The organism is Nostoc sp. (assembly GCF_036917355.1).
GTDB lineage: Bacteria > Cyanobacteriota > Cyanobacteriia > Cyanobacteriales > Nostocaceae > Nostoc.
Genome location: NZ_JBALDP010000013.1, coordinates 36,344 through 61,241 on the forward strand (window position 1 = coordinate 36,344; position 24,898 = coordinate 61,241).

Sequence of the window (24,898 nt, forward strand, 5' to 3'; positions counted from 1 at the left end):
CAATACAGTTCAGATAAGCCAAAAACACTTGTAGAGACGGCAATTTATCGCGTCTCTAAAACTCAAAATTGTTGCCACTAGCCCTTAACCCAAGCGTATTCGATTATATGTTCAGCACTGGTGATGAACATATAAGCGTCGAAAGTATTAGTGAGCTTTGACTGTGAGCGCAGTCCCTTATTTGTTCCACCTTCAAAATAAAATCGCATAATTTCCTTACCTGCTTCTGCTGATTCTACTGCTGGCATCCTCCTGAGTAAAAAATTAGATAACCCGCAGTCTGGAACTATAGAGGTGTATAAAAAAAACTGTATCTTGATGCGGCAAGCTTGTAGAAAAAGTTGAATCTTCAAGTAGCATTTTTCCTAGTTTGAACAACCCGATCGGTTTTTCAGCAAAGTTAAATCCGCGTTAGCTATTGTCCAGTGATACATGAGGCAGCAAACCAGATCGCACAAACATAATTCATACAAACAACCGAAAAGGAGGATGTTATGACTCAATATGACTACATTGTAATTGGTGCAGGTTCGGCAGGTTGTGTAGTCGCCAACCGTCTGACAGAAAACAGTGAAACAACTGTGTTATTACTCGAAGCTGGCAACCCAGATACTAAACCGGAAATTCAAATCCCGGCAGAATGCGTCAGCTTACTCGGCTCCGAAGTTGACTGGGCATACTTCTCTGAGCCAGAACCATACCTCAACGATCGCCAAATCTTTTGTCCTCGTGGCAAAGTCTTGGGTGGCAGCAGTTCGATTAATTTCATGATTTATATGCGGGGCAATCATCACGATTACGATCGTTGGCAGTCATTGGGGAATCCCGGCTGGAGTTACCAGAATGTACTGCCTTATTTCAAGAAATCCGAGCATCAGCAACGCGGCGCGTCAGAATACCACGGGGTTGACGGGGAATTGAGTGTGACCGATCTCATTGCCCCTGCTGTGGTATCCCAACGCTTTGTCGATGCAGCAGTGGCAATGGGATATCCCAATAATCCTGATGCCAATGGAATGCAGCAGTCAGGTGCAGGACTCTATCAGTTGACAATCAAGGATGGTAAGCGTCACAGTGCCGCAGGCGCTTTCCTCTTACCCATTCTCCAGCGTCCCAATTTGACTGTAATCACAAAAGCTTTGGTGACTCGATTGTTGTTTGAGGACACGCGCACCGTTGGCGTGGAATACCTGCACGAGGGAACGCTGCATCAAGTCAGAGTTAACCAGGAAGTGATTTTAAGTGCTGGCGCGTTCGATTCACCTAAGCTGTTGATGCTTTCTGGCATTGGGAATGCAGAACACCTGCAAGCATTAGGAATTCCGGTACTAGTTGAGTTGCCGGGTGTCGGTCAAAATCTTCAGGATCACCCTGTCGTACCCGTGGTATATGAAGCAACTAAGGATTTACACACAGCCAGCAGCAGTAGTATTGCGGAAGCTAGCTTGTTTTTGCATACTCAGGGTAATGTGGATGCTGCACCAGATTTACAGTTTCTCTTCGGCCCCATTGTGTTTGCCCCCCCTGAGTATGCTCACTCTGGTTTCGGATTCACAAGTCTAGTCTGTTTGACCCATCCCCAAAATATTGGGAGTGTCAGTTTGCGTTCATCCGACCCCCAAGATGCACCGATGATTCGGCTAAACTTTCTGCAAAGTGAAGCCGATGTGCAAAAGCTCGTTGCTGGGATTAAATTAACGCGTGATTTGTTCCATGCAAGTGCTTTTGATGAATTTCGCGGTGAGGAAGTCGCTCCTGGTAAAGATAAGCAGAGCGATGAAGTACTCGTTGCTTATGTTCGAGAAGTTTGCAATACGGTATATCATCCAGTCGGCAGCTGCAAAATGGGTACCGATCCAATGGCAGTTGTAGACCCAGAACTGCGGGTACATGGGATTGAAGGGTTGCGTGTCGTGGATGCATCCATCATGCCAACAATCACTACTGGAAATACGAATGCCCCCACTATTATGATCGGCGAAAAAGCCGCAGATTTAATTAGACTTGTTGCACTCGGAAAGCCTCTCTCAGTAAGTACAACCTAAAAAATCCAGAACTCTTAGCCTAGTACGTAAATACTATAAAATTGCGATCGCGCTGTGCCAGTTGCGTAATTCCTGACGCAATTAATCATTGGGAGCATCCACATGCCGCCAGCCTGCTAAGGGTTGAAAACACGCAAATAAATTTACTGTCCCGTTACAGTCACTAATAATAAAGATATACAGACACCACTCACTGACACATCGCAATCAATTCCCCAAGCATTAAATGAAGCTGAGAGTCCTGCTACCCAAGGGTGGAAGGGGCTGAAGCTGAAAATGCAGCAAGGCTTGGATAGCGCTGGCTTGTTCTACAGTGAGTTAGTTTCCAAGGTTGGCGAGGCTGTTGGTGTTGCTGATCGGGAGCCTTACTGGAACGCATACCTGGGGCAGTGGCAGGTTTGGGTCAGCTTTACGGACGGGTGTAAGTCTGTGGTGTTGTCACAAGCCTTCTTTCGAGAGAATATGGTGTAAATTTTATCGCCAAGTATTCACAATGGGAAATCACATAGCGCTTTCATGAAAACAGATTTGTTCCTCTCCCTCATTCTGAGAGTGGACAATATAGTTTTCATTAGGCAATCACAGTAATATTTGCATTAGTAAGAATTGCCTGATTCGAGAATTGGGCTATTTGAACTTGTGCTGTACCACCAAGTCCATCTTTATCAAAGAATAGGTTGCCCGTAGTTTGATTGTAGATGAAGCGATCGCTTGCTGTTGCAGCATTAGCACCAAGTCGAAATAAGCTAGCCTCAAGAGAAGTATTTTGAGATTGGCTAAGTCCAAATTCTGCCTTGGAAACAAAGATAGTATCATCTCCAACAGTAAAATCAGCAATAATATCATAGCCTCCAGTGCGTGTATCAGTCAGGTACAAGCTATCTCGACCAATTCCACCAGTCAATACATCTTTACCAGTTCCACCACTCAGTAGATCATCGCCGACACCACCGAACAAGGTGTCATTGCCAGTACCACCAATTAAGCTATCATTACCATCAACTCCATTCAACGTGTTAACACCAGTGTTTCCAGTCAGGATGTTATTCTGGCTGTTGCCAGTACCATTGATTGCTCCGGTTCCAATCAAGGTCAAGTTTTCCAGGTTATTTCCCAACACCCAACTAACCGAAGACTTGACTAAATCTATGCCTGCATCTAAGCCTTCGGCAATACTATCGTTCAGGTTGTCTACAATGTAAATGTCATTACCGACTCCACCATTAAGACTGTCAGTCCCTGCACCTCCATCCAAAGTGTCATCGCCTGCACCGCCGAACAAGCTGTCATTACCTGAACTACCAATAAGGCTGTCGTTGCCATCAACTCCATTCAAGATGTTAGCGCCAGTATTTCCAGTCAAGATATTATTGAGACTGTTACCAGTACCATTGATTACCCCACTTCCAGTTAGGGTCAAGTTTTCCATGTTACCTGCTAAAACCCAACTTACGGAAGACTTAACTAAATCTGTACCTGCATCTAAGCCTTCAGTAATACTATCATTCAGGTTGTCTACAGTGTAAATGTCATCACCGACTCCACCATTGAGATTATCTATTCCCACACCTCCATCCAGGGTGTCATTGCCAGAACCGCCGAATAAAGTGTCATTGCTGGAACCACCAATTAGACTATCGTTGCCATCAGATCCATTCAAGGCGTTAGCAGCAGTATTTCCTATGATGATGTTATTAAGGTTGTTACCAATACCATTAATTGCTCTACTTCCAGTCAGGGTCAAGTTTTCCAGGTTATCTGCTAACAACCAACTTACCAAAGACTTGACTAAATCTGTGCCTGCATTGAAGGATTCAAGAATAGAGTCGCTGATGCTGTCTACAGTGTAAATGTCATTACCGATTCCACCAATCAAGCTATCATCTCCTAAACCTCCATCCAAGGTGTCATTGCCAGAACCACCGAACAAGGTATCGTTGCCGTCACCACCATAAAGAGAGACGCTACCAAAAGTGAAGGCTGAAGCATCTAAAATATTACCAGTAATACCACCAGTTAGGATTACTTTTTCAATACTAATGAGAACATCACTACCTAAGCCAGAAAGTTGAGTGTTAGTCAGAGTAAAGTTGACATCACCTAATTCATTGAGAGAATCAGTGCCATTGCCACCGTCGAGGGTATCATCACCTACACCACCATCAAGATAGTCATTGCCAGCATTACCGATGAGGCGATCGTGGCCATCTTGACCGTAGAGATAATCATTGCCATCACCACCGTCGAGGACATCATTACCTGTACCACCATAGAGAGAGTCATTGCTGATACCACCATAGATAGTATCTTTGCCTGTTTCTCCATAAAGACGATCGCTGCCTTCATAGCCGTAGATGATATCATCAGCTAGGCTTCCTGTCAGCTTATCTGCTGAACGCGTACCATCTAAAATATTTTCACTCACATCTTGAAGTGTAACTGTGACAGTTTGTACGCTGCTAGTGTTAATGCCGTCGCTGACGGTGACTTGCAACTCAAAAATGGGGTTAGTTTCAAAGTCGAGGTCGTCGCTATCGTTGACAGTAATTTCTCCTGTGGTGGAGTTGATGTTAAAGCCAACCTGACCATCGCGATCGCTATCCAAGTTACCATCAATAATTGTCCAGTTGGAAAATGTGCTGCCATCTACATCTGTTGCAGCTACAGTGCCAACCACTGTACCATTGGCAATACTTTCATTAATGCTAAAGTTTTGACCTGCGGTAATCACAGCAGCATCATTGACTGAGTTAATAGTAATTGGCAGGTTTTGAGAAGTACTTCCCCCTGTATTGCCATCATTCACAACAATAGAGAGGATATCAGCACCATTGACATTGGTGTTACCTTGGTAAGTCAGTCCAGCGATATCAGCGAGGGTGGCATTAATTTGGGTAACAGTACCAGTGAAAGTGACATTACTGCTACTGTTGTTGTTGATACTAGTTAAGGTTAAACCATCAAATACATCGGTTTTGACTGTAACTGTACCTTTAGTTGCTGTGAGAGTAACGCTAAGGAGGGAATTTCCGGCATCAAGATCGTTAACAACAATGCCAGCAATTGTGACTGAAGTATCTTCATTAAGAGTAACACTAGGTAAGTTAGAAATAGCTGGGGCATCATTAACAGCGGTAACATTAATTGTTCTAGTCACCGCAGTACTAATACCACCATCACCATCTGTGAGAACAACTTCAATAGTACGAGGAGTGGTTGATGGATTTTCTGAAAAATTAGCGTAAGTAACATTACGCAGTAAAGCTTCAACAGTAATAGGTGTTGCGTTGCTATTCAGGTTAATTACCAAATCTTCAGTTCCAGTACCTCCAGAGAAAGTACCGATTTCGACAGTACCGTACTTGATGATATTGCCGTTGAGATTAATTTGAGTTTCGTTACGGATACCAAGACGGTCATCGCTGCTACCACCGTTTTTGATACGAACAGTCAATTTGCCAGTGTGGAAGTTGGCAGAATCTGGGTCAGTAACAGTTATATTTGATTCTGCAATTAATATCTCAGGGGCATTTTCAGTGTAACTAGCAGCATATTCGGGCCAATTGGCGATCGCAGGTGGTATGTTAGAAACACCGAGATAGCGTGCTACTGCAAAGTAGCCATCGATATTGCCTACAATAACAATCTTGCCATCCGATTGAGTTGCAATAACATCAGAATCGTATCTAGTCGTAATTGAGGTTATAACTTGACCGCCTGTGCCAAAGCTACTATCTAAAGTTCCATCAGGATTGTAAGTTAATAAAACAGCGGTACGATTAATGCCAGTATTTCCGCTCTCAATATAGCCAGCAACAACAATTTTGCCATTTGACTGAATAGACAGACTATTCGCATGGTCACTAGTGTTAGTGCTAAGAGGTGTAATAACTTTACCACCATCGCCAAAGTTAGCGTCAAAAGTCCCATCTGTGTTAAAACGGGCAATAGCTAAGTCATGTTGATTATAGCTAGTACCATCCACGTACTTCCATACTTCTCCAGCAGCAACAATTTTGCCGTCAGGCTGAATTGCAATGTCATGGATTTCTTGACCGACAGTACCTATCGCAGCCACAACTCTACCACTATTGCCAAAGCTTGTATCCAGGCTACCATCAGTGTTATAGCGTGTTAGGGCAAATTTAATATCACTGCCATTGGAATCTTTTCCGCCAACAACAATCTTACCATCGGGCTGAATGGCAACTGCATAGCCTTTTGTACCGTTAACTTTGCCACCATTACCAAAGCTTGTGTCTAAACTACCATCGGTGTTGTAACGTAGTAGAATATAATCTGCATTACCATTGCCGATGTACCCCGCTAAAATAATTTTGCCATCTAGCTGAAGCAAGACGTTATGACCGAAGTCTTGACCAAAGTTGGTAATAACTTTACCGCCATTGCCAAAGCTAGTATCTAAGGTACCGTCAGCGTTGTAACGTGTGAGAGCAAAATCTGGTTGGTTAGGTTGTGTGCTGTCTCCCCAACTATAACCAGCAAGAATAATCTTACCGTCGGACTGAAGAGTAACACCATAAGCAAAATCGCTGGAAGTACCTACTACATGAGTAGTAACTGTACCACTATTGCCAAAGCTGGTATCTAAGCTGCCATCAGGGTTATAGCGTGCTAAAGCAAAGTCAGGGGCACTGACGTTATTGTTGTTCATGTAAACATAACCCACTGCCACGATTTTGCCATCCGGCTGAATTGCAACACTATAGGCACTTCCGCCATTACCAAATTTGGTAGATACTGTACCACCATTACCAAAGTTAAAGTCGAGGTCGCCAGGATTCAGTAAGACCTTGATATTCACGTTTTCGTTTGCACTGGTTACAATACCATCGCTAACGTTGACTTGTAGATTTACAGTGGGGTTAGTTTGGGGATTAAGGTCATCGATATCATTGACAGCCAACTCTCCGGTATTGGGGTTTATACTGAAAGCTTGATTGCCGTCCCCATCTGTATCTATATTCCCACTGGCAATCGCCCAGTTAGAGAGGGTAGTATTGCTATCAACATCGGTAGCCGTCAACGTCCGAATAATTGTACCGTTGCTAAGATTCTCAGGAATATTGAAAAAAATCGGCGCAATTACAGGTGCATCATTGACAGCATTAATCGTAATTGCTGCTGTGTCAGTAGTACTACTAAAAGCACTGGAGCCACCATTAGTATTTGTGTTACCCAAGCCACCATTTGTTCCACTAGTTTGATCCCAAGCCCGAAAGGTGATGGCGTTGTTGATAGTACCGTTGAAGTTGGAAGAAGGGCGGAAATAAACACGAGTGTTAGCGTCTGCTGCCAACAGGCGGGCGCTACTATTGGACACTGTACCCACGCTATACCAGTTTTGCCCATTATTAGTGCTGTACCACCAGGAACCGCTGATGGTGTTCGCGGTAGTAATAGCTATACCAGTTACCGCCCCACTGTTAGGATCGCTGATGTTTCCGCCAAGTTTGACCAATGAGGAGACTAAGGTACCCACTGCCCCAGAAGGTGCGCCTGGATCTTCGTTGATTGAATTGAGGGTAACAACGCTATCAGTGAGTGTCGGAGCAGTATTAGTAGTAGCACCAGAGGTAAAAGAGTAATTCAAGGTAATATTACCCGTATTAGTTTGATAACCATCTACGGAAATGTGATAAGTTGTTCCGGCAGTAACTGTGAAACTCACCTGACTAGCAGTATTTCCACCCGCAAGATCATCGTTAGCAGCAACCAGGGTCAAACTGTTGACGGCATTACCTGTGTAAACATCAAGGTAAGTATCAAACCCGCTACCTATAGTATTAAAAACAACGTTTCCAGAAGCGGGAGCAGTCCAACTCCACCAGACTGAGTTGGTGGTTCCTGATTGAATTGGTTCGCCTGATTCACTTGTGGCTCCTACGTTATTGCCTGTACTATTGCCTGAGTTACCAGAAAGTACAATTCGGTTGGCAAAGTTGTCATTGGAAGAAGCTAAAACAAAGTTGTAAGTCTCTAATATTTCTGGTTTAAATATCTGAACAGTTGTCACCTCACCTCGACTGATTTCCAAATTCCAGTCTCCGCCTAAAACAGCATTCCCTGTGAGATTGGCAGAAGCAGCAATGCTAGCTTTTGTCAACTTGTACAACTTTTGAATAAATTCTTCTCCAGCGTCTCCAGCAGCAACGTTACAGCCATAGAGTAATAGAGATGGAGAAACGCAGAGATGAGAAGACCAGGTTTGTAGTTCTTGAGCGTAGCGTTGCAATGTGCTGAGGCTAAGTTGGGTGTTACCTAAGTAGAGGCAACCAGGGGAGCCATGAGAGATGATGTGTACACTTTCAACTTCACGACACTGTGATAGTACTTCGGTAATTTGTTCTACCCCATCCTGGTAGCGATCGAGGATAACTATCTCTACTGTTGATACTAGATTTTCAAGTAATAGTTCGTAATTAATTACTGAAGAATCAATGAAAATAATGTTTGTATTTTTCATGTCCACTGTATTATATTGATAGTTGGTATTTTGAGTTCTAATTGTGTTATTAAAACTCAAAATTAGATATGAAATATTGGATAGTAAAAAACCAAAAACTATTGACCAGCATTTATTCAAATAAATTAGTCTGATTTTTTATCTTTAGAAAATGACAATCCATCAAAAAAATAACGATTATCATGGTAATATTTTCTTGAAATTATGTCTGAATTGCATCGATGTATTTCCTGATATCTTGTTAAGAGATTGTAAAGACAGGGTTAGCGCGTCTCAAACCCTATTGACAAGTGGACTTGCTTGATGGGTAATGGAGTTTGAAAGAAAGTGGTACTATCCGAGCTAGGGTAAGACTAATCCATCTAGCCCTCACTCGTTATGCCAACAGGATTTAAGAAAAAGGGCTATTTCTGGGCTGACTAGTTCTAATATTTGACTACGTACTGTTTTTTCTATGCCTTCAAAGTCTGTTAGAGGATGTTTTAAAAGTGGGGAGGGGTTGTAAGAAAGCTCACAAGGCTTAGAGGATGTTTTAAAAGTCAAAGCTAGTAAATAATCAAGCCAGTCGTCTGAGCATAATACGAATCATTGCAATATAGATAAAAGTCTCCGAGGTTTCCGGTAATCTTTTATAGTCTTTGCTCAAGCGTCGGCACCAATTAAGCCATCCAAACGTTCTTTCCACTACCCAACGCTTTGGTAGGAGTACAAAACCCTTCTTCTCTAGGGGTCTGAGAACAATCTCCACATGTCCTTTGAAACATATCCATGACCCAATGTATAAAATCTTCTCCTCTATATCCCCCATCCATCCAAATAGTATTTAACCGCCGAACCTTGTCCCCCATTAGATGAACTTGGTGGAGGACTTTCTTCCCTCCCTCGCATTCTGGAACACTGGCAGCAGTCACTAAAACTCGTAAAACTAATCCCAACATATCCACTGACAAATGTCGTTTACGCCCATGTATTTTTTTACCTGCGTCGTAACCTACGTCTTGAGAAATCATTGTTGCCGTTTCCACAGACTGGCTATCAACTGCTGATTCTGAGGGACTTGGATCGCGTCCTACAGCCACTCGTGTCCACCGATAAAGTTTGTCATGAATCTTCAACGAAGTTCCATCTTTCCGCCACCTCCAGAAATAGCCATAAACGGTTTGCCACGGTGGAAAATCACCCGGTATGCCTCGCCACGTACATCCCTCACACAATACATAAAGAATTGCATTAACCACGGCATACATGGCTAATTTGCGGGGACGACCACCTGGTTTGGTACTGGGAAATAGGTCAGCAATTAGTTCCCACTGTTCCCATGTCAGGTTGCTAGGATATGCTTTAGTCATTTACTCACAAGGTGCTGGTATCTACAAATCTCAGCTTAAGCCTTGTGAGCTTTCTTACAACCCCTCCCCACTTTTAAAACATCCTCTCAGAAGGAATTTCGCCTTTTACTTTACAATTTAGATTAGCTTTTTCATTAGGTAATTGCAAATTAAAAATCTGGGAAGCAATCATCAAAGAATAATGCGATTACGTCTTATGAGGTGTAATCACACTTAGTTTTAATATTTAAAATGATTAATTCAAAATCAGAAATAGCTGTTATCAATTCCGCAGGCATAACACTAACTCTAGAAAGTACTGGTATTTTTTTGGGAATTCTTGTTAGTGCTTCTGTTCTTTCTGGTGTAACTGTTACCGTCATCAGCAAAATGAATCGAATTTCAAATTCGATTACTCAAATTGAAAAAGCTCTCGAAGAAGAAGCAATAAATACTGAAAAAATTCGTGAGATTGATAGAACTTTAGCTTTACATATTCAAGAATACGTAAACCGCAAAGATGTTATCCAAATGCTTTTGGGTCAGTTAAACGAAAAAATTGACCACAAGTTCCGAAGGGTGTTGTTTTACACAAGAGACATCTAGAGGTTTCTCCAGTGCGATACTGATTTTAAGATCCGCGAGTATGAGGAAATGACTCAACCGGATGAATACCTCACTGGAGATTCAAGTTAGTAGTAAAAAAGTATTGCTGTCACTTTGGGTGAAAGCTAGATACTATTAGATTCGGCGTGTTTACTGTTCGGAGTGCCAAAATGTCTAAACAGCTGGGTCAAAAAATTGCACCCACACCTATATCAAATGATATCAATGTGGTGGATTTGATCGATCGATACTTCACCGCTTACAACTCAGCGCGGTTGCGGGAAATCTGCCAACTACTGAGTCGCGATGTACTAACAGAAGGTGTCACGGTGGGAGTTAGCCTTTCCGGTGCGATGACGCCAGCAGGATTTGGGGTTTCAGCGCTTGCACCCTTAATTCGCAACGGCTTTATTGACTGGATGATTAGCACTGGTGCAAATCTTTACCACGATATGCACTACGGTTTAGGTTTTGAACTCTTTGCTGGTAATCCGTTTTTGGATGATGTGAAACTGCGTCAAGAAGGCACGATCCGCATTTATGACATTATTTTTGGTTACGATGTGCTGCTAGAAACTGATGCGTTCATCCGCAAGATTCTCCAAGGAGAAGCGTTTCAAAAGCGGATGGGAACGGCTGAGTTTCACCATTTACTAGGTAAATATGTCCGAGAAGTAGAAAAGCAATTGGGTGTGCAGCATTCCTGCTTACTCGCTACAGCTTATGAATATGGCGTACCGATTTATACATCTTCTCCAGGAGATAGCTCAATTGGGATGAACGTGGCGGCTTTAGCATTGGAAGGTTCGCAGTTGGTAATAGATCCATCAATTGACGTGAATGAGACAGCAGCGATCGCATATGATGCCCGTGAATCAGGAGGTAAAAGTGCTGCTGTAATTCTTGGTGGTGGTAGCCCTAAGAACTTTTTGCTACAAACCCAACCGCAACTTCACGAGGTTTTAGGGTTAGAAGAACGAGGACACGATTACTTTGTGCAATTTACTGATGCGCGTCCAGATACAGGCGGTTTATCTGGAGCAACCCCATCGGAAGCCGTCAGCTGGGGTAAAATTGACCCGGATGAGTTACCTAACACAATTGTTTGTTATACCGATAGTACGATCGCTCTACCACTGGTGACAGCGTATGTTCTTAACAAATGCCAACCTCGTCCCCTGAAGCGTATATATGACAGGCGAGAAGCCATTTTAGAGAAACTGCAAAAAGACTATCTAGCAGCTAAAACCCGACCATCAGATCGGGTTCCAGCAGCAGTTGCTGAAAGTGCTTCACAGCAAACAGCGACTTATCCCTGTGGTCGGATCATTCCGAATACTCACTAGGGGAATAGGCAGGGGAGCAGGGGGAGAAATCAATTCAAAATTCAAAATTATAAATTAAAGAACTTCTGCCTCCTGTCTCTTGCCTCCTCTTTCCCAATATCCTTATTCCTTCCGTCCAATCAACAAATAAGTTTTCATCTTCTCTTTGCCTTTAACTTCAATTTCGCCTCGTTTTTCAAATACAAATTCATCACACAAGCACTTATAAGTATTTTCTGTAACCTGGATTTTACCAGCAATACCTTGAGATTCCATGCAATTAGCGATGTTTACTGTGTCTTTCCAGAGTTCATAAGTAAACTTATTCGGATTAATTACTCCCCCTACTACCGAACCGCTATGGATGCCGATACGGATGCTGAAATTTTGGTTATTCTCAATATTAAATAGAGCGATCGCAGTTTGCATATCCAGTGCCATCAGAGCGATCGCTTCAGCACGATCTGGGCAGCGTGTAGGTAAGCCACTAACTACCACATAAGCATCGTTAATGGTTCTGATTCTCTCTAAACTATATCGTTCGGTGAGGCGATCGAAAGCTGAGAAAATTGAGTTGAGTAGGTTCAGCAGTTGAATTGCACTTATAGAAGTAGCAATTTCGCTAAAGCCAACGATATCTGCAAATAAAACTGCGACATCAGCTAAGTCTTTCGCAATACTAGCTGGTTGTTCTTTCACTTCTCTAGAAATTGCAGCTGGCAAAATATTCAGCAATAAACGTTCGGTTTCTTCCTGCTGATGGCGCAACGCTTCTTCTGCTGCTAGTCGTTGGGTGATATTGCGAAAAATGCCGCGAATCGCAGTTGGATGACCTTCGACAAATTTACAATTAATATTACCTTCTAGAAAGATTGTTTGACCGTCTTTAGTAACGAATGTGGCCGTTACCTGCCCAAGCTTTTCTCCTGATAAAACACGATAAAATCTTTGCAAACAGTGTTGTTTAAACTCTGGATGTATAATATCGAAAACACTCATATTTGCAATTTCAGCTTCGCTATATCCCAAAGTTTCTCGCCATGCACGATTGACATACAAAAAACGACCAGATGGATTGACAGATTGAATCAAGTCATTAGCATTTTCAAATAAATCTCGATATCTTTCTTCACTTTCTACAAGAGCATCTTCTGCTTGTTTGCGTTTGATAAATTGGGCAATTTGGCTACCAATAGAACCCATCATTTGCAATAAGTCTTTATCTTTTGGTAGTAACTCCCGGCTAAAGAAAACCATCACTCCTAAGATTTCACTATCGTCTAAAATGGGGAAGCCAAAAGCTGCGTGCAATCCAGCCTCCGCAGCCGGTAGAGATCGCCTTTGATCTCCATCTACTGTGATATCTTTAATCCACAAAGGCAAACGTCTGATCCAAATTCGACCAGGTAAGCCAACACTAGGTGTATAAGTAGTTTGCCAGGTGATTGCTTTAAACTCTCGGACAGAAACTAATCGACTTGACCAAATTTCCACACACCTTAGTACTGCATTGAGACTATCTCCTTGTACGGAAGTGCCAATATATTGGCTTGCTGTCCAAAGTTCGCCTAAATCCCATCCCAAATTTTGACAAATCGACTGCAAAATTTGGGGAATTCCCTGCTTTATGCTCTGTGATTCTGATAATATGCGAGTAATAGAATACTGAGAACTTGTACGCTGTTCCCGGCGTTGCCAAGCAGTAATATCCCGACCAATGTAGACAATATCTTCTAGTCCTTCTGTTCTTTTGGGAATTACTGAACAAGAAAAAGCAATCAACAGCTTTTCTCTAGTTTTTGTTCGACAAACTACTTCTAGATTCTGGGAATTACGCTTTAAATAAGAATCTTGATAAATAGCTTTAATTACAATTTGATCCTCGTCAATGATTAGTGAGATTGGTTGATTTATTAATTCTTTTTCCTCAAAACCAAATAATTGTTGAGCAGCACGATTTACTTTTTTTATTTTTCCTGAATTACTGGTTACTAACAAAGCATCTGCCATTGAAGTAATGACTTGTTCCATGTAATTAATGTTTGATTAATATACAAGTCTGTTTTTCCAAAATTTATAGAATTTACTATTACTCATTTTTTTACTAAGTTTATAGTACTTGATTAAGCGTGCTATTTTTTACATCAATCGAGTATAGTTGAGCAAAAACGACTAGTTCGCTGTGGCGGAAATTTGCCTACCTTTAACAAGTTTTTCAGAGCAACTTATCTAGTTAATTGAGATAGTAGCTAGATTTCTGTTGTGCTGTACTAGTGCAATGTCTAAGCTAGTACAAGAGGTTTTGTAATAAACACTTTAGTCCTTACTACAAACTTGCTTACCCAATTTAAACTAAATAAGCTTGATTAATATTTTGAATATACTTCTTTTGGGGGATTGACAATTTAATATAATATTGATTTTTGAGTAGTTTATACTTAACAGTTGGCTTCATGTTTAATTTTAATCCTATGTGGTATTTTACAAAACGGCGAATTAGATAAGTATTTTAACTAAATATTGCCGTAAACACCTTTCATTAGTTTCGCTATCTTGAAAGTTTATTTTCAAGATAGCGCGTAGGCGTAGCCCGTCGTAGACATCGCCAGCATTTGGGAAATTTAAAACCCATCACTTTATAAAAGAGTGGCATTCCATCAATGAAGTTTATGATTGTGCGCTGGCTACAATTTGATTCCAGGCTTTGACTGCTGTCTGTAAATTCTTTGGCAGGTTATTTTGAGAAATATCATTGTACTGAACCGTACCTTCTTGGCTGGTGAGGGTGTAGGTGATATAATCAGCAGCACCACTAGGGGCTGGGTAACTCAAATTCCGAAATTTACTAAACTGAGAACGTTTTAGCGATCGCACAAATTCTTGTACCTGTTGTACAGAAACACGGCGAACACTACGTTCAGAATCATTAGCATCACCAATCCGCACGCGAATCAGTCGCCCATCTTTGAGTAAAACAGTCTCATAGGTTCTGCCAGCAAAACCCCCACTGGAGATTTGGCGAAATACTATATCTCGATCTAACGGTGGTGGTAACTCACTAGCTGGAATTTGCACAGGCCCCAGTGTAGTTTCGTTAGCCTTTTGATTCAGTCTGAGTGCGGAACCTGTTTGATTGGTATGATAAACCAAGGTTTGGCCAACTCCACCGACAACCACCCGCCAGCCTGATACCAAAGCTTGGGTACAGAATTCATCAACATTAGCTAATTCTAAGCAGCTATCTCTCCAAGTTTGCTGTTGAGCTTCAATGAAGGTTAACTGAGAAATTGGCTGTTGCAAACGTCTGGATGCGGCTTGTAAAACAGCATTTTTTACAGATGTAGGTAATTGATCTGGGAGATTTTCTGAGGGAGTGTTTGCCGAAGCTAAACGTAGCGATCGCCCATTATTATTGGTATGATAAACCCAGTTTTGTTTGCCATTAGATACCACAATCCGCCAACCAGGAACTAAGGCTTGGGTACAGAATTCATCAGCTTGAGGCAGTTCCAAGCAACCATTGCGCCAAGTTTGTTGATTGTAGTCAATAATTTGCAGTTGTCTAGTAAAAACTCCCTGTCTGCGGGCTAAGTCTCGCAGTACTGCATTAGCTACTGGACGTGGCAAGCGGTTTGGTTTAATATTGTCTTTGAGAACTTCATTGCTTGTTTCTAGAGAGAAGTTCGCAGAAGCACCCGTCGCACCTTTGACAAGTGTTAAACCGCTAGCAACAGACAAAATTCCAGTCAAAATCAAAGCAGTGAAAATTCGCCCTTGATTGGTGTTAAAGTAGTTTTTTAGCATGATTTTCATAGTTAAGATATAACAAAGAAATACTATTCAGCCAGTAATAGACAATAAAGTATATAATTCCAGAACTTTATCAGCTGGAATTATTTTAGTATCTGTATTCTGAGAGATATAGAGACAGACGCTGATGTACTGATTGTTTGTTCCTTATACCAATTCTGCTTGAAGAAGAACTCAGAATTCAGGAGTCAGAACAATCAGTGGTGGATACCCTGCGGGATCTTGCTACAGATCCGCCACTGATTGAAAACCACTAAATCTTCTCTTTCATGACGTTACGTGAATGATTTAACAAGGGTTATAAACTCTCTTATTCATCCGCCAGCCGTACAGAATTAGTGCTGTTAGCGGATAGCTAAGGTTTAGCCCATTCTGACTCCTGATTCCTGAATTCTGTTTGATAAATCCATCAAATTTGCCAACTTGTAAACTACCCGCGCTCCAACATTACCATCCCACTCTGCATCACCGACTTCGCAGATATCAAAGCCAATAATTTTTCTTCCACTATTGACCAATTCTCGGAAAAGACAAAAAGTTTGCTCTAATTCCAACCCACCTGGAACAGGAGTACCCGTACTCGGACAGAGTTTTGGATCTAAACCATCTACATCAAAGCTAATATAAACATACTCAGGTAAATGACCGATCATTTCTCGGCATAAATCAATCCAAGTTATCCCAGAGTAAAGCTTTTGCTTAATAGCCGGATCGTAATAAGCAATAATGCGACTATCAGATTGGTCAATCATTTGCACTTCATCATGACTAATATCACGCAAACCTACCTGTACTAACTTAGAAATTTGCGCGATTTTCATCGCATTAAACATAATTGAGGCATGGGAAAACTCAAATCCCTCATAAGCATCGCGTAAATCTGCGTGGGCATCAATGTGCAAAATGCCATAGTTTGGATATTTAGCTGCTAATGCTTGGAAATAACCTAAAGGCGAACTGTGATCTCCACCAATGACTGCAACTCGTTTACCATTATTAATTGCTGCCTGACAATTTTCAAACAGCCATTGATTAACCTGCTGACCAGCCTGATTAATTTCTGTCAGCACAGATGTTAAATCTGGTGTATCGGAGAGTTGTTTACCTTGGGCTAATCGTTCAATAATTTTTGCTGCCAAGGCACGGTAGTATGTGTTTTTCTCTAAAATATCTTGGGGAATTTCTTCCATAAAAATTCCCTGCTTCCAACCATCAGGGTGATCGAAATCGAACAAATCTAATTGAGTCGAAGCATCTAGAATTCGCTGTGGGCCATTAGCAGTGCCAGCACCATAGGAAACAGTTACTTCCCACGGTACACCAAAGACAATCAAGTTTGCAGACTGATAATCGCAGGGCAAACCTAAGAGGTTGCCATTTATTTCACCTACGCCGCTGGGATTGTAGTCTTTTAATTGATTACTCATTGAGTATCTTCTGGATATACATGGATAGACAGCACGCCGCCTAGTAGACATCTGCATTGTAATCAAAATTTTTCACAGGCGGTAAACTGCTTTAAGGCATGAACACGAAAAACCCATGAATATACAAGTCACTTCAGCATAGTTTATAGGGTACAAGGGATAGTTTCTCTTTCCTATGCTTTTGTTAACTCCCTACTCAACCCGCTTAACTTCAAATCCCCGTAACCCTTCCGGTTCCTCATATTCAACCACAACATCTTTAACTACAGCAGCAGGTGGCCCAGAGTGACACCAACGAACCATGTCATCTACAACCTCTCGTGCCCCTTCAAAAACTGCCTCTACTCGATTATCGGGGAGATTCCGCACCCAACCGGTTAATCCCAATTGACTAGCTGTATCCACAGTAGAATAGCGATAGCCCACTCCTTGGACTCGGCCAGAAATGAATACATGGGCGCGGATAATCTTTGGCAGTGCTGTAGAATTCTGCATAGACTGGTCTAATCTTTACGATTCCAGTCTACCTAGTTTGTGTATACACAATCTGTTTTTAACTCCAACTAGCGAAATTAATCCCAGTCTTTCTTTTTTTGTATATTTCCCGAACTTTTCAAGTAATTGAACTACTATACTCTTCATTGAAGTCCTAGTCTAAATTACCTGAAAACTGCTGTAATTTAATCAGTAGTCAGTTATTCCACTTGGAATTTTGAATTGTTTATGTCTAATCTGCCACCACTTAATACGGAAACAATTTGGGCAATTCTTGACGATAAACTTGATGATGCCACAGTCAACCAGTTGCTATGGCATTATTTAGGCTATCGCTATGACTCCTCAATTGCACAATGGAACGTTAGCCAAGTTGCACCAGAATGGCATAATGAGTATCCACAACCACCAGATTTCATTGAATCTCGCCCCGCAACTGTCAAGCTGACTCGTTCCATTCCTGCCGAAAATAAACAAATGCTAAAAGAAAAACTGGGTTTCAAAGGTTACAAAATTGGAGAATTTGGGCCTCGGCAAACTCGCAGGGCGACGGCAGCAAATTGGTTATTAAGTTATCTACAACAAGCTAACAACAAAAAAGAGTAATTTTGCAGTAGATATTTGGTAAAAAACATCCTAACTTTTACCAAAAATATCTGCTGTGTTTTAATCTCAGAAAAATAATTAGTTTTATTTAATGATTTTTTTGCAGTTACAGCAATTTGTAAGTAAAGAAGATACCAAATGTAGAATTACAAATCAGATATAAACAGTTTCTACCTCTACGTTCTGTCTTCAAAATCGTAGCTTCATACTACATTAATATAAAAGAAAACTGCTGTATGTATAATAGTGTTAAAAACATATTAATATTATTTTATAGGCGAGATTTACTACATAATAAATCTGTATTTTAGTCAAGAAATAAATACTATAAACAGCCAAAAATTAAAAAGCATAGTTAATTTTTATAAACAATTCATAAATTATTCCTGAAGATAGAAGCACTGCCGAGCTAATTATTTCTCTAGAGCGATTTGCAAATTATATTGAGCATCAGAGAATATCTCTATCAACCCTTGATATTACAAATACTTCTATGGCAAAGCCAATTGAATTTAGTTTATTTGCACCTTACAACAAAGGAGCTGCATTAATTGGTTCTTTTTCTGACTGGCAAGAAATTCCAATGGAAAGAGGTGATGATGGTTATTTTCGTACAAGTGTTGAACTAGAAGACGGCGTTTATAAATATAAATTCCGCGTTCAATCAAATTCATGGTTTTTTGAACCAGAACAATGGGTTGATGTTACAGATCCTCAGGCAACTGATATAGACGAACAAAGTGGAAAAGATGATGGTGTGATCCGAGTCAAAGATGGTCAAAAGATTACCGATACTTATGTTTGGCAACATGATGATAAACCTTTGCCTGCTGACCACGAATTAGTAATTTATGAATTGCACGTTGGTGACTTTTCTGGTGGCGAGGACGATCCTTATGCACGAGGTAAGTACAAACACGTCATTGAAAAGTTAGACTATTTGTGTGAACTAGGAATCAACGCTATTGAGTTGATGCCACTTAAAGAATACCCTGGTGATTATAGTTGGGGTTATAATCCCCGTCACTTCTTTGCGACAGAATCAAGTTATGGTTCGACTGCTGAGTTAAAAAAATTGATTGATGAGTGTCACGCTAAAGGTATTCGTGTAATTCTTGACGGTATTTATAACCACTCAGAAGCATCTGCTCCATTAACACAAATTGACCACGATTATTGGTATCATCACGAACCTCGTGACCCTGATAATAATTGGGGCCCTGAGTTTAATTACGAACATTATGATGAAAAATTAGATATTAAGCCAGCCTGGAAATTTATTGGTGAGACAATCCGTTTTTGGATTCAGGAATATCATCTTGATGGTATTCGCTATGATGCGGCACGGCAAATTGCTAACTACGACTTCATGCACTGGATTGTTCAGGAAGCCAAAAAAACTGCTAGCATGAAGCCTTTTTATAATGTTGCCGAACACATTCCTGAAACTACCAGCATTACCAATGTAGATGGGCCAATGGATGGTTGCTGGCATGATAGTTTTTATCACTGCATTCTCGAACATATTTGCGGTGATACATTTGATTTAGAGCGTCTCAAAGATGTCATTGATTGCAAGCGCCAAGGCTTTTTGGGTGCTACCAATGTAGTAAATTATCTCACCAACCACGACCATAATCATGTCATGGTTGAACTAGGGAACCGTGAGATTTTTGACGAAGAAGCATTTCGGCGGGTCAAATTAGGAGTAGCCATCCTAATGACTGCTGTTGGTGTGCCTTTGATTTGGATGGGAGAAGAATTTGGCGAGTATAAACCTAAACAACCTGAATCATCCAAAATCGATTGGACGCTGTTAGGTAACGATCTCAATCGTGGTTTATTTGAATCATACAAAGGCTTAACCAACCTGCGTAAAAGCAATCATGCTCTCTACACAGAAAATATCGATTTTATCCACGAAAATCCTGAAGCAAAAGTATTAGCTTATACTCGTTGGAATGATGAAGGTTCTCGTGTAGTGGTAATTGCAAATTTCTCAGAAAACTTCCTAGCTGACTATCACGTTCCTAACTTTCCTAGCGCTGGGACATGGCACGAGTGGACAGGCAATTATGATGTCGAAGCTGGTGATGATGGCATCATAATTGACTTGGGGCCATACGAAGCTAAAGTGTTTGTATGGCAGTAATGATATACACTACCACTAAGTCGGTAGTCCAATAGAAAAGAAAAAGGGGAAAATATTTCCCCTTTTTTAGTTATGATTTTACTCATTTACAGTCTAATTAGAAATTTGTCAAGCAGAAAATAAGCTATTTTAAAATTTCATAGGTTTGTGTTACACTTTTGAGTTGAAGTGCGTCTATAGAATTGCCAAAGCATCCCCATGCACAACAAATTATTTAATAGTAATATCGACAACGCTAACATTGAGAACGATCGCATTTTATTAACCCCCAATGAAGTAAAGTCAAAATTACCCTTAACACAATTAGCCGAACAAAGAGTTTTAGCATATAGACAGGAAATAGAAGATATCCTTAATTTTAAGGATCGCAGGAAATTTATAGTAGTTGGCCCATGCTCAATCCACGACCCAAAAGCAGCGCTCGAATATTCTGAGAGATTGAAAATATTGTCCGAGCGAGTCAAGGATAACTTGCTATTAATTATGCGAGTGTATTTTGAAAAACCCAGAACAACCGTAGGCTGGAAAGGGTTAATTAACGATCCAGATATGGATGATTCTTTCCATGTAGAGAAAGGTTTATTAATTGCACGGGAGCTACTATTAAAAATTACAGCGTTGGGATTACCTGCTGGCACAGAAGCATTAGACCCAATCATCCCTCAATACATCAGTGAACTGATTACATGGTCTGCCATCGGCGCACGCACAACTGAATCACAAACTCACCGTGAAATGGCAAGTGGGCTTTCGATGCCTGTGGGTTTTAAAAATGGTACTGATGGCAATATTCAAGTAGCTTTGAATGCCCTACAATCAGCTGGAAACCCGCATAATTTTCTGGGAATTAATCAAAACGGACAGGTCAGCGTCTTTCAAACTAAAGGTAATGGCTACGGTCATGTAATTTTAAGGGGTGGTAGTCAACCCAACTTCGATCCAGCAAATGTCAAACTGGTAGAAGAGAAATTAAAACAGGCAAATTTACCACCGAGAATTGTAATCGACTGTAGCCACGGCAATACTAATAAAGATTACAAATTACAAGGTGCGGTCTTAGAAAATATTATTCAGCAAATAGTGGATGGTAATACATCAATTGTTGGCATGATGCTGGAATCGCATTTGTATGAAGGTAGTCAACCAATTACTGGTAAACAAGAAGAATTAAAATATGGTGTTTCTGTAACTGATAAATGTATTAGCTGGGAAGAAACTGAAAAAATTATTTTGGCTGCTCACGAAAAACTTAAATGAGAAGTCAGAATTCAGAATTCAATCAATGGGGGATTTAGAGAATGTTTGTCAAGTCTGAAAGTATACTAAAAACCCCACTTCTGTTTCTCTTCGCGGAACGGGGAGAGGCTTTGAAATCAAACTTTGGGTGAAAGCACGGCAGCTAATGACCTGGAAAAAGCGCCCAAGTGGTGGCGACGAATTTTATTTGTAATCGAGTAAAGGTTTAAGAGCCACGCTGTTGTGTAAGCTTGCCGCAGGGTACGAGAATTCAGTAACCCCAAATTAGTAGGAATCGAATCTCCAACTGAAGGGCTACCTCTTACCATCGTTAAGATATACCCAAGACAGATGTAATAGTATCTAATATGTGATAATAACTCAATACTACCAACTGAAAGATTGAAAATTAGGATTTTTCTACATAAAATTAAAAATCTAAAATTAAAAATTGGTAACACTGATGGTTAGGAGTGTTAGAGTTTCAAGAAATTCACCGAAACTTTTCAGCGGGTATTCATGCTGAAGAAACTACAGAAAAAGCAAATTTCGATAATTGCGGGTGCGGCACTGTTTGCCTTTTTAGCTGGGGCAATGGTATCAGCACCTGAGATTGGCAAGTCTCTGGGGAAATGGCTCAAACTGAGTCAGAATCAAGCCGAACAAAGATCGGACGGTAGTGTTGCCCAATCAGCTGTCTTTGGGCTGATATCGCAATCGCTGCCAGAACGGGCGGCAAAACTAGCAACGATCGCTCAAGAATCACGATCGCCAGATCGCAATCGCGCTCGTTATCTTTTGGCGAGTGATTATATTGAAAGAACCCAAGGGCAAAAAGCTCTGGTTTTACTCCAAGGACTAGAGAAAGACTATCCTATCCTCGCGCCCTACATTTTGCTCAAACAAGCTCAGGCACAGGATATGCTGGGCGAGGACGGCAAAGCCTCGGATCTCAGGCAAAGGGTGATAAAACTGTATCCCAAAGAAGCGGCCAGCGTGAAAGCGCTATATTTGATTGCTCAACCAAAGCAACAAGAAACTGCGATCGCTCAATTTCCTTCCAATCCTCTAACTTGGGAAATTATCCGCAAACGCTTGCAAGAAAATCCCAATCAGCCACAATTACAATTGATTTTGGCTAAGTATGCCTACGATCAACCAGGCATAGTGGGCGTTTTGGATCGGTTAGTAAAACAGCCCAACCTCAAACCTGAAGATTGGGAACTCATTGGTACTAGCTATTGGGAAAATAGTCAATTTCCCAAAGCGGCCAATGCTTACGCCAAAGCACCCAAAACATCGCGCAACCTCTACCGTACTGCACGGGGCTTACAGGTGGGAGGCAAAGATAAAGAAAAAGCGATCGCCACCTATAAACAATTAGTGCAGCAATTTCCCAATAGTGAGGAAACTGGGACGGCACTACTGAGATTAGCAGAAACCGCAAAAACACCTAAAGACGGCTTACCCTATCTTGACCAGGTAATTAGTAAATTTCCCAAACAAGCTGGTACTGCACTGGCACAAAAAGCCAAAATCCAAACTCTCAAGGATCAAAAGTCAGCTAGCGCGGCGTGGCAATTACTCATAGCTAAATACGGTAACTCTGACGAAGCCGCAGAATACCGTTGGAAAATCGCCCAAGATAAAGCCGAAGCCAAAGATTACGTCGGTGCTTGGCAATGGGCAGAACCAATCGTCACTAATAACCCCAATAGCATTTTGGCTCCAAGAGCAGGCTTTTGGGTAGGTAAATGGGCAGCTGCACTGGGGAAACAGCAAGAATCTAAAACTGCTTATGAATATGTGGTTAGCCAGTTTCCCTACTCTTACTATGCATGGCGAGCCGCGACAATGTTGGGGCTAAATGTCGGCAACTTTGACAACGTGCGCGTTATGAACCCGGAAGTAATCGCCCCTCAACGTCCATTACCGCCTGCTGGTTCTGAAACTTTTAAAGAATTGTATCTGCTAGGTCAAGACCGCGATGCCTGGTTACAATGGCAAACAGAATTTCAGAACAAAATTCAGCCAACAGTAGCAGAGCAATTTACTGAAGGGTTAATGCGGCAGGCTAAAGGAGAAAATCTCATCGGAATTGATGAAATTTCTAAATTAGAAGACCGGGAAGTGCCAGCCGAACTTGCCCAATATCAGACTCTGAGTAAACAAATCACCTACTGGCAAGCGCGTTATCCATTTCCCTATCAGCGAGAGATTGAAAAGTGGTCTATTGACCGTAAACTTAATCCTCTGCTAGTAACTGCTTTGATGCGTCAAGAGTCACGGTTTGAACCAAAAATTAAATCTGTCGCTGAAGCTACTGGTTTAATGCAGGTGTTGCCGAGTACAGCTAAATGGATCGCGCCACAAATCAAGGTGGATTTCAAAACAATCAACTTAGAAAATCCCAACGATAACATTATGCTGGGTACATGGTATTTGGGTCATACCCACGATCAATATAACAATAACTCCTTGCTGGCGATCGCTAGTTACAATGCTGGCCCTGGCAATGTCTCCAAATGGTTGCAAACTCTAACTACAAAAGATCCAGATGAGTTTGTTGAAGAAATTCCCTTTGATGAAACTAAAAACTATGTGCGGCAAGTATTTGGCAACTACTGGAATTATCTAAGGCTTTACAACCCGGAGATTTCTGGCATAGTGACAAAGTACTCGACCACACACCCACAACTACCAGCGCGATAATCTTATAAATTTATGAGTTGTGAGTGTTGAGTTCAGCAATTTTTTAATTCAAATTTCACAACTCATAGTAATATCTGTTTAACTAATTACTAATAGGTATTACCTTCAATGCTAACTACAATGCTGTTATTAGAGCCATAAATGCTGGTACATTGAAGTTGGGCATACGTAATAGCAAAGCTTGGTCAAAAGCATCACTTTTGCCCAGGTTGATGATGTGCCATTATTGACAGTTAAAGCTGGTAAATAGGTCTGATGTGCGGGTGTGAGGTATTATTGGGGTTCGTAATAACCCCAATATATTTATTAATTAATCACCGTCTGTGTTGTCAAAAATAGAAGGCCACCATTTGAACTTTGTAGGGTTTGGTAGTTTAGATACAAAAGGAAAAGGTTCCAAAACCGGAATAGGCTTTTCCCCACCACCATCCAACAATCCCCCACCAACCACACCCATTAGTTCAGAATCGTCAAGTTCCTCAATTTCTGGAGCTTGCAGGTTTTTGATTTCTATCGTTTTTATATTCATAAATCCTAATATCAGTTCAATAGCAGGCTAGCAACTGTAACCAGCAAAATCAACGAAAACGCCAAAACATCATACCTTTCCCACCTTTCCCACTTTGCACGGATACTGGAAATACAAGGTACTGAATATCTAAGTACAAC

The 24,898-nt window shown here is 41.2% G+C and carries 15 protein-coding genes and 1 pseudogene; 7 read left to right on the top strand and 9 right to left on the bottom strand.

Annotated features, from left to right (window positions below; translation table 11 throughout):
• Positions 1 to 77: 77 nt before the first annotated feature.
• Complete coding sequence (locus V7K53_RS03805; RefSeq protein ID WP_335196310.1) at positions 78 to 248, bottom strand: hypothetical protein; 171 nt, start codon at positions 246 to 248, stop codon at positions 78 to 80.
• A gap of 246 nt (positions 249 to 494) precedes the next feature.
• Here V7K53_RS03805 and V7K53_RS03810 point away from each other — a divergent pair, with 246 nt between their 5' ends.
• Positions 495 to 2,045 (top strand): GMC family oxidoreductase, encoded by a 1,551-nt coding sequence (locus tag V7K53_RS03810; RefSeq protein WP_335196311.1) that lies wholly within the window; start codon positions 495 to 497, stop codon positions 2,043 to 2,045.
• A 571-nt stretch (positions 2,046 to 2,616) separates the two neighbouring features.
• Here V7K53_RS03810 and V7K53_RS03815 read toward each other — a convergent pair.
• Complete coding sequence (locus V7K53_RS03815; protein ID WP_335196312.1) at positions 2,617 to 8,532, bottom strand: DUF4347 domain-containing protein; 5,916 nt, start codon at positions 8,530 to 8,532, stop codon at positions 2,617 to 2,619.
• Between the two features lie 556 nt (positions 8,533 to 9,088).
• Positions 9,089 to 9,881, bottom strand: a pseudogene (locus tag V7K53_RS03820) (IS5 family transposase).
• Positions 9,882 to 10,112: 231 nt separating this feature from the next.
• On the opposite strand from V7K53_RS03820, the gene V7K53_RS03825 reads away from it, so the two are divergent.
• Positions 10,113 to 10,466: a hypothetical protein gene (locus tag V7K53_RS03825; protein ID WP_335196313.1), complete on the top strand. Its 354-nt coding sequence runs from the start codon at positions 10,113 to 10,115 to the stop codon at positions 10,464 to 10,466.
• 170 nt (positions 10,467 to 10,636) lie between these two features.
• A complete protein-coding gene (locus V7K53_RS03830) occupies positions 10,637 to 11,812 on the top strand; it encodes a homospermidine biosynthesis protein (RefSeq protein ID WP_335196314.1) in 1,176 nt (391 codons plus the stop codon).
• A 102-nt stretch (positions 11,813 to 11,914) separates the two neighbouring features.
• Here the strand turns inward: V7K53_RS03830 and V7K53_RS03835 are convergent, their stop codons facing one another.
• From V7K53_RS03835 to V7K53_RS03850, 4 genes are all read right to left on the bottom strand, one after another.
• Positions 11,915 to 13,822, bottom strand: a complete 1,908-nt coding sequence (locus V7K53_RS03835) for an adenylate/guanylate cyclase domain-containing protein (RefSeq protein ID WP_335196315.1) — start codon at positions 13,820 to 13,822, stop codon at positions 11,915 to 11,917.
• A 636-nt stretch (positions 13,823 to 14,458) separates the two neighbouring features.
• The gene (locus V7K53_RS03840) at positions 14,459 to 15,604 is read right to left on the bottom strand and encodes a hypothetical protein (protein ID WP_335196316.1); all 1,146 of its coding nucleotides are present in this window, start codon (positions 15,602 to 15,604) and stop codon (positions 14,459 to 14,461) included.
• A 359-nt stretch (positions 15,605 to 15,963) separates the two neighbouring features.
• On the bottom strand, positions 15,964 to 17,028 hold the full coding sequence (speB, locus tag V7K53_RS03845; RefSeq protein ID WP_335196317.1) for an agmatinase SpeB: 1,065 nt from the start codon (positions 17,026 to 17,028) through the stop codon (positions 15,964 to 15,966).
• Between the two features lie 192 nt (positions 17,029 to 17,220).
• Positions 17,221 to 17,523: an acylphosphatase gene (locus V7K53_RS03850; RefSeq protein ID WP_335196318.1), complete on the bottom strand. Its 303-nt coding sequence runs from the start codon at positions 17,521 to 17,523 to the stop codon at positions 17,221 to 17,223.
• A gap of 228 nt (positions 17,524 to 17,751) precedes the next feature.
• On the opposite strand from V7K53_RS03850, the gene V7K53_RS03855 reads away from it, so the two are divergent.
• From V7K53_RS03855 to V7K53_RS03865, 3 genes are all read left to right on the top strand, one after another.
• Positions 17,752 to 18,129: a DUF1823 family protein gene (locus tag V7K53_RS03855; RefSeq protein WP_335196319.1), complete on the top strand. Its 378-nt coding sequence runs from the start codon at positions 17,752 to 17,754 to the stop codon at positions 18,127 to 18,129.
• 493 nt (positions 18,130 to 18,622) lie between these two features.
• Positions 18,623 to 20,281, top strand: a complete 1,659-nt coding sequence (locus V7K53_RS03860; protein WP_335196320.1) for an alpha-amylase family glycosyl hydrolase — start codon at positions 18,623 to 18,625, stop codon at positions 20,279 to 20,281.
• 198 nt (positions 20,282 to 20,479) lie between these two features.
• A complete protein-coding gene (locus tag V7K53_RS03865; protein ID WP_335196321.1) occupies positions 20,480 to 21,538 on the top strand; it encodes a 3-deoxy-7-phosphoheptulonate synthase in 1,059 nt (352 codons plus the stop codon).
• A gap of 116 nt (positions 21,539 to 21,654) precedes the next feature.
• Here the strand turns inward: V7K53_RS03865 and V7K53_RS03870 are convergent, their stop codons facing one another.
• On the bottom strand, positions 21,655 to 21,846 hold the full coding sequence (locus V7K53_RS03870) for a hypothetical protein (protein WP_335196322.1): 192 nt from the start codon (positions 21,844 to 21,846) through the stop codon (positions 21,655 to 21,657).
• Between the two features lie 190 nt (positions 21,847 to 22,036).
• Here V7K53_RS03870 and V7K53_RS03875 point away from each other — a divergent pair, with 190 nt between their 5' ends.
• On the top strand, positions 22,037 to 24,229 hold the full coding sequence (locus V7K53_RS03875; protein ID WP_335196323.1) for a lytic transglycosylase domain-containing protein: 2,193 nt from the start codon (positions 22,037 to 22,039) through the stop codon (positions 24,227 to 24,229).
• 310 nt (positions 24,230 to 24,539) lie between these two features.
• Here the strand turns inward: V7K53_RS03875 and V7K53_RS03880 are convergent, their stop codons facing one another.
• A complete protein-coding gene (locus V7K53_RS03880; protein ID WP_335196324.1) occupies positions 24,540 to 24,758 on the bottom strand; it encodes a hypothetical protein in 219 nt (72 codons plus the stop codon).
• Positions 24,759 to 24,898 lie beyond the last annotated feature (140 nt).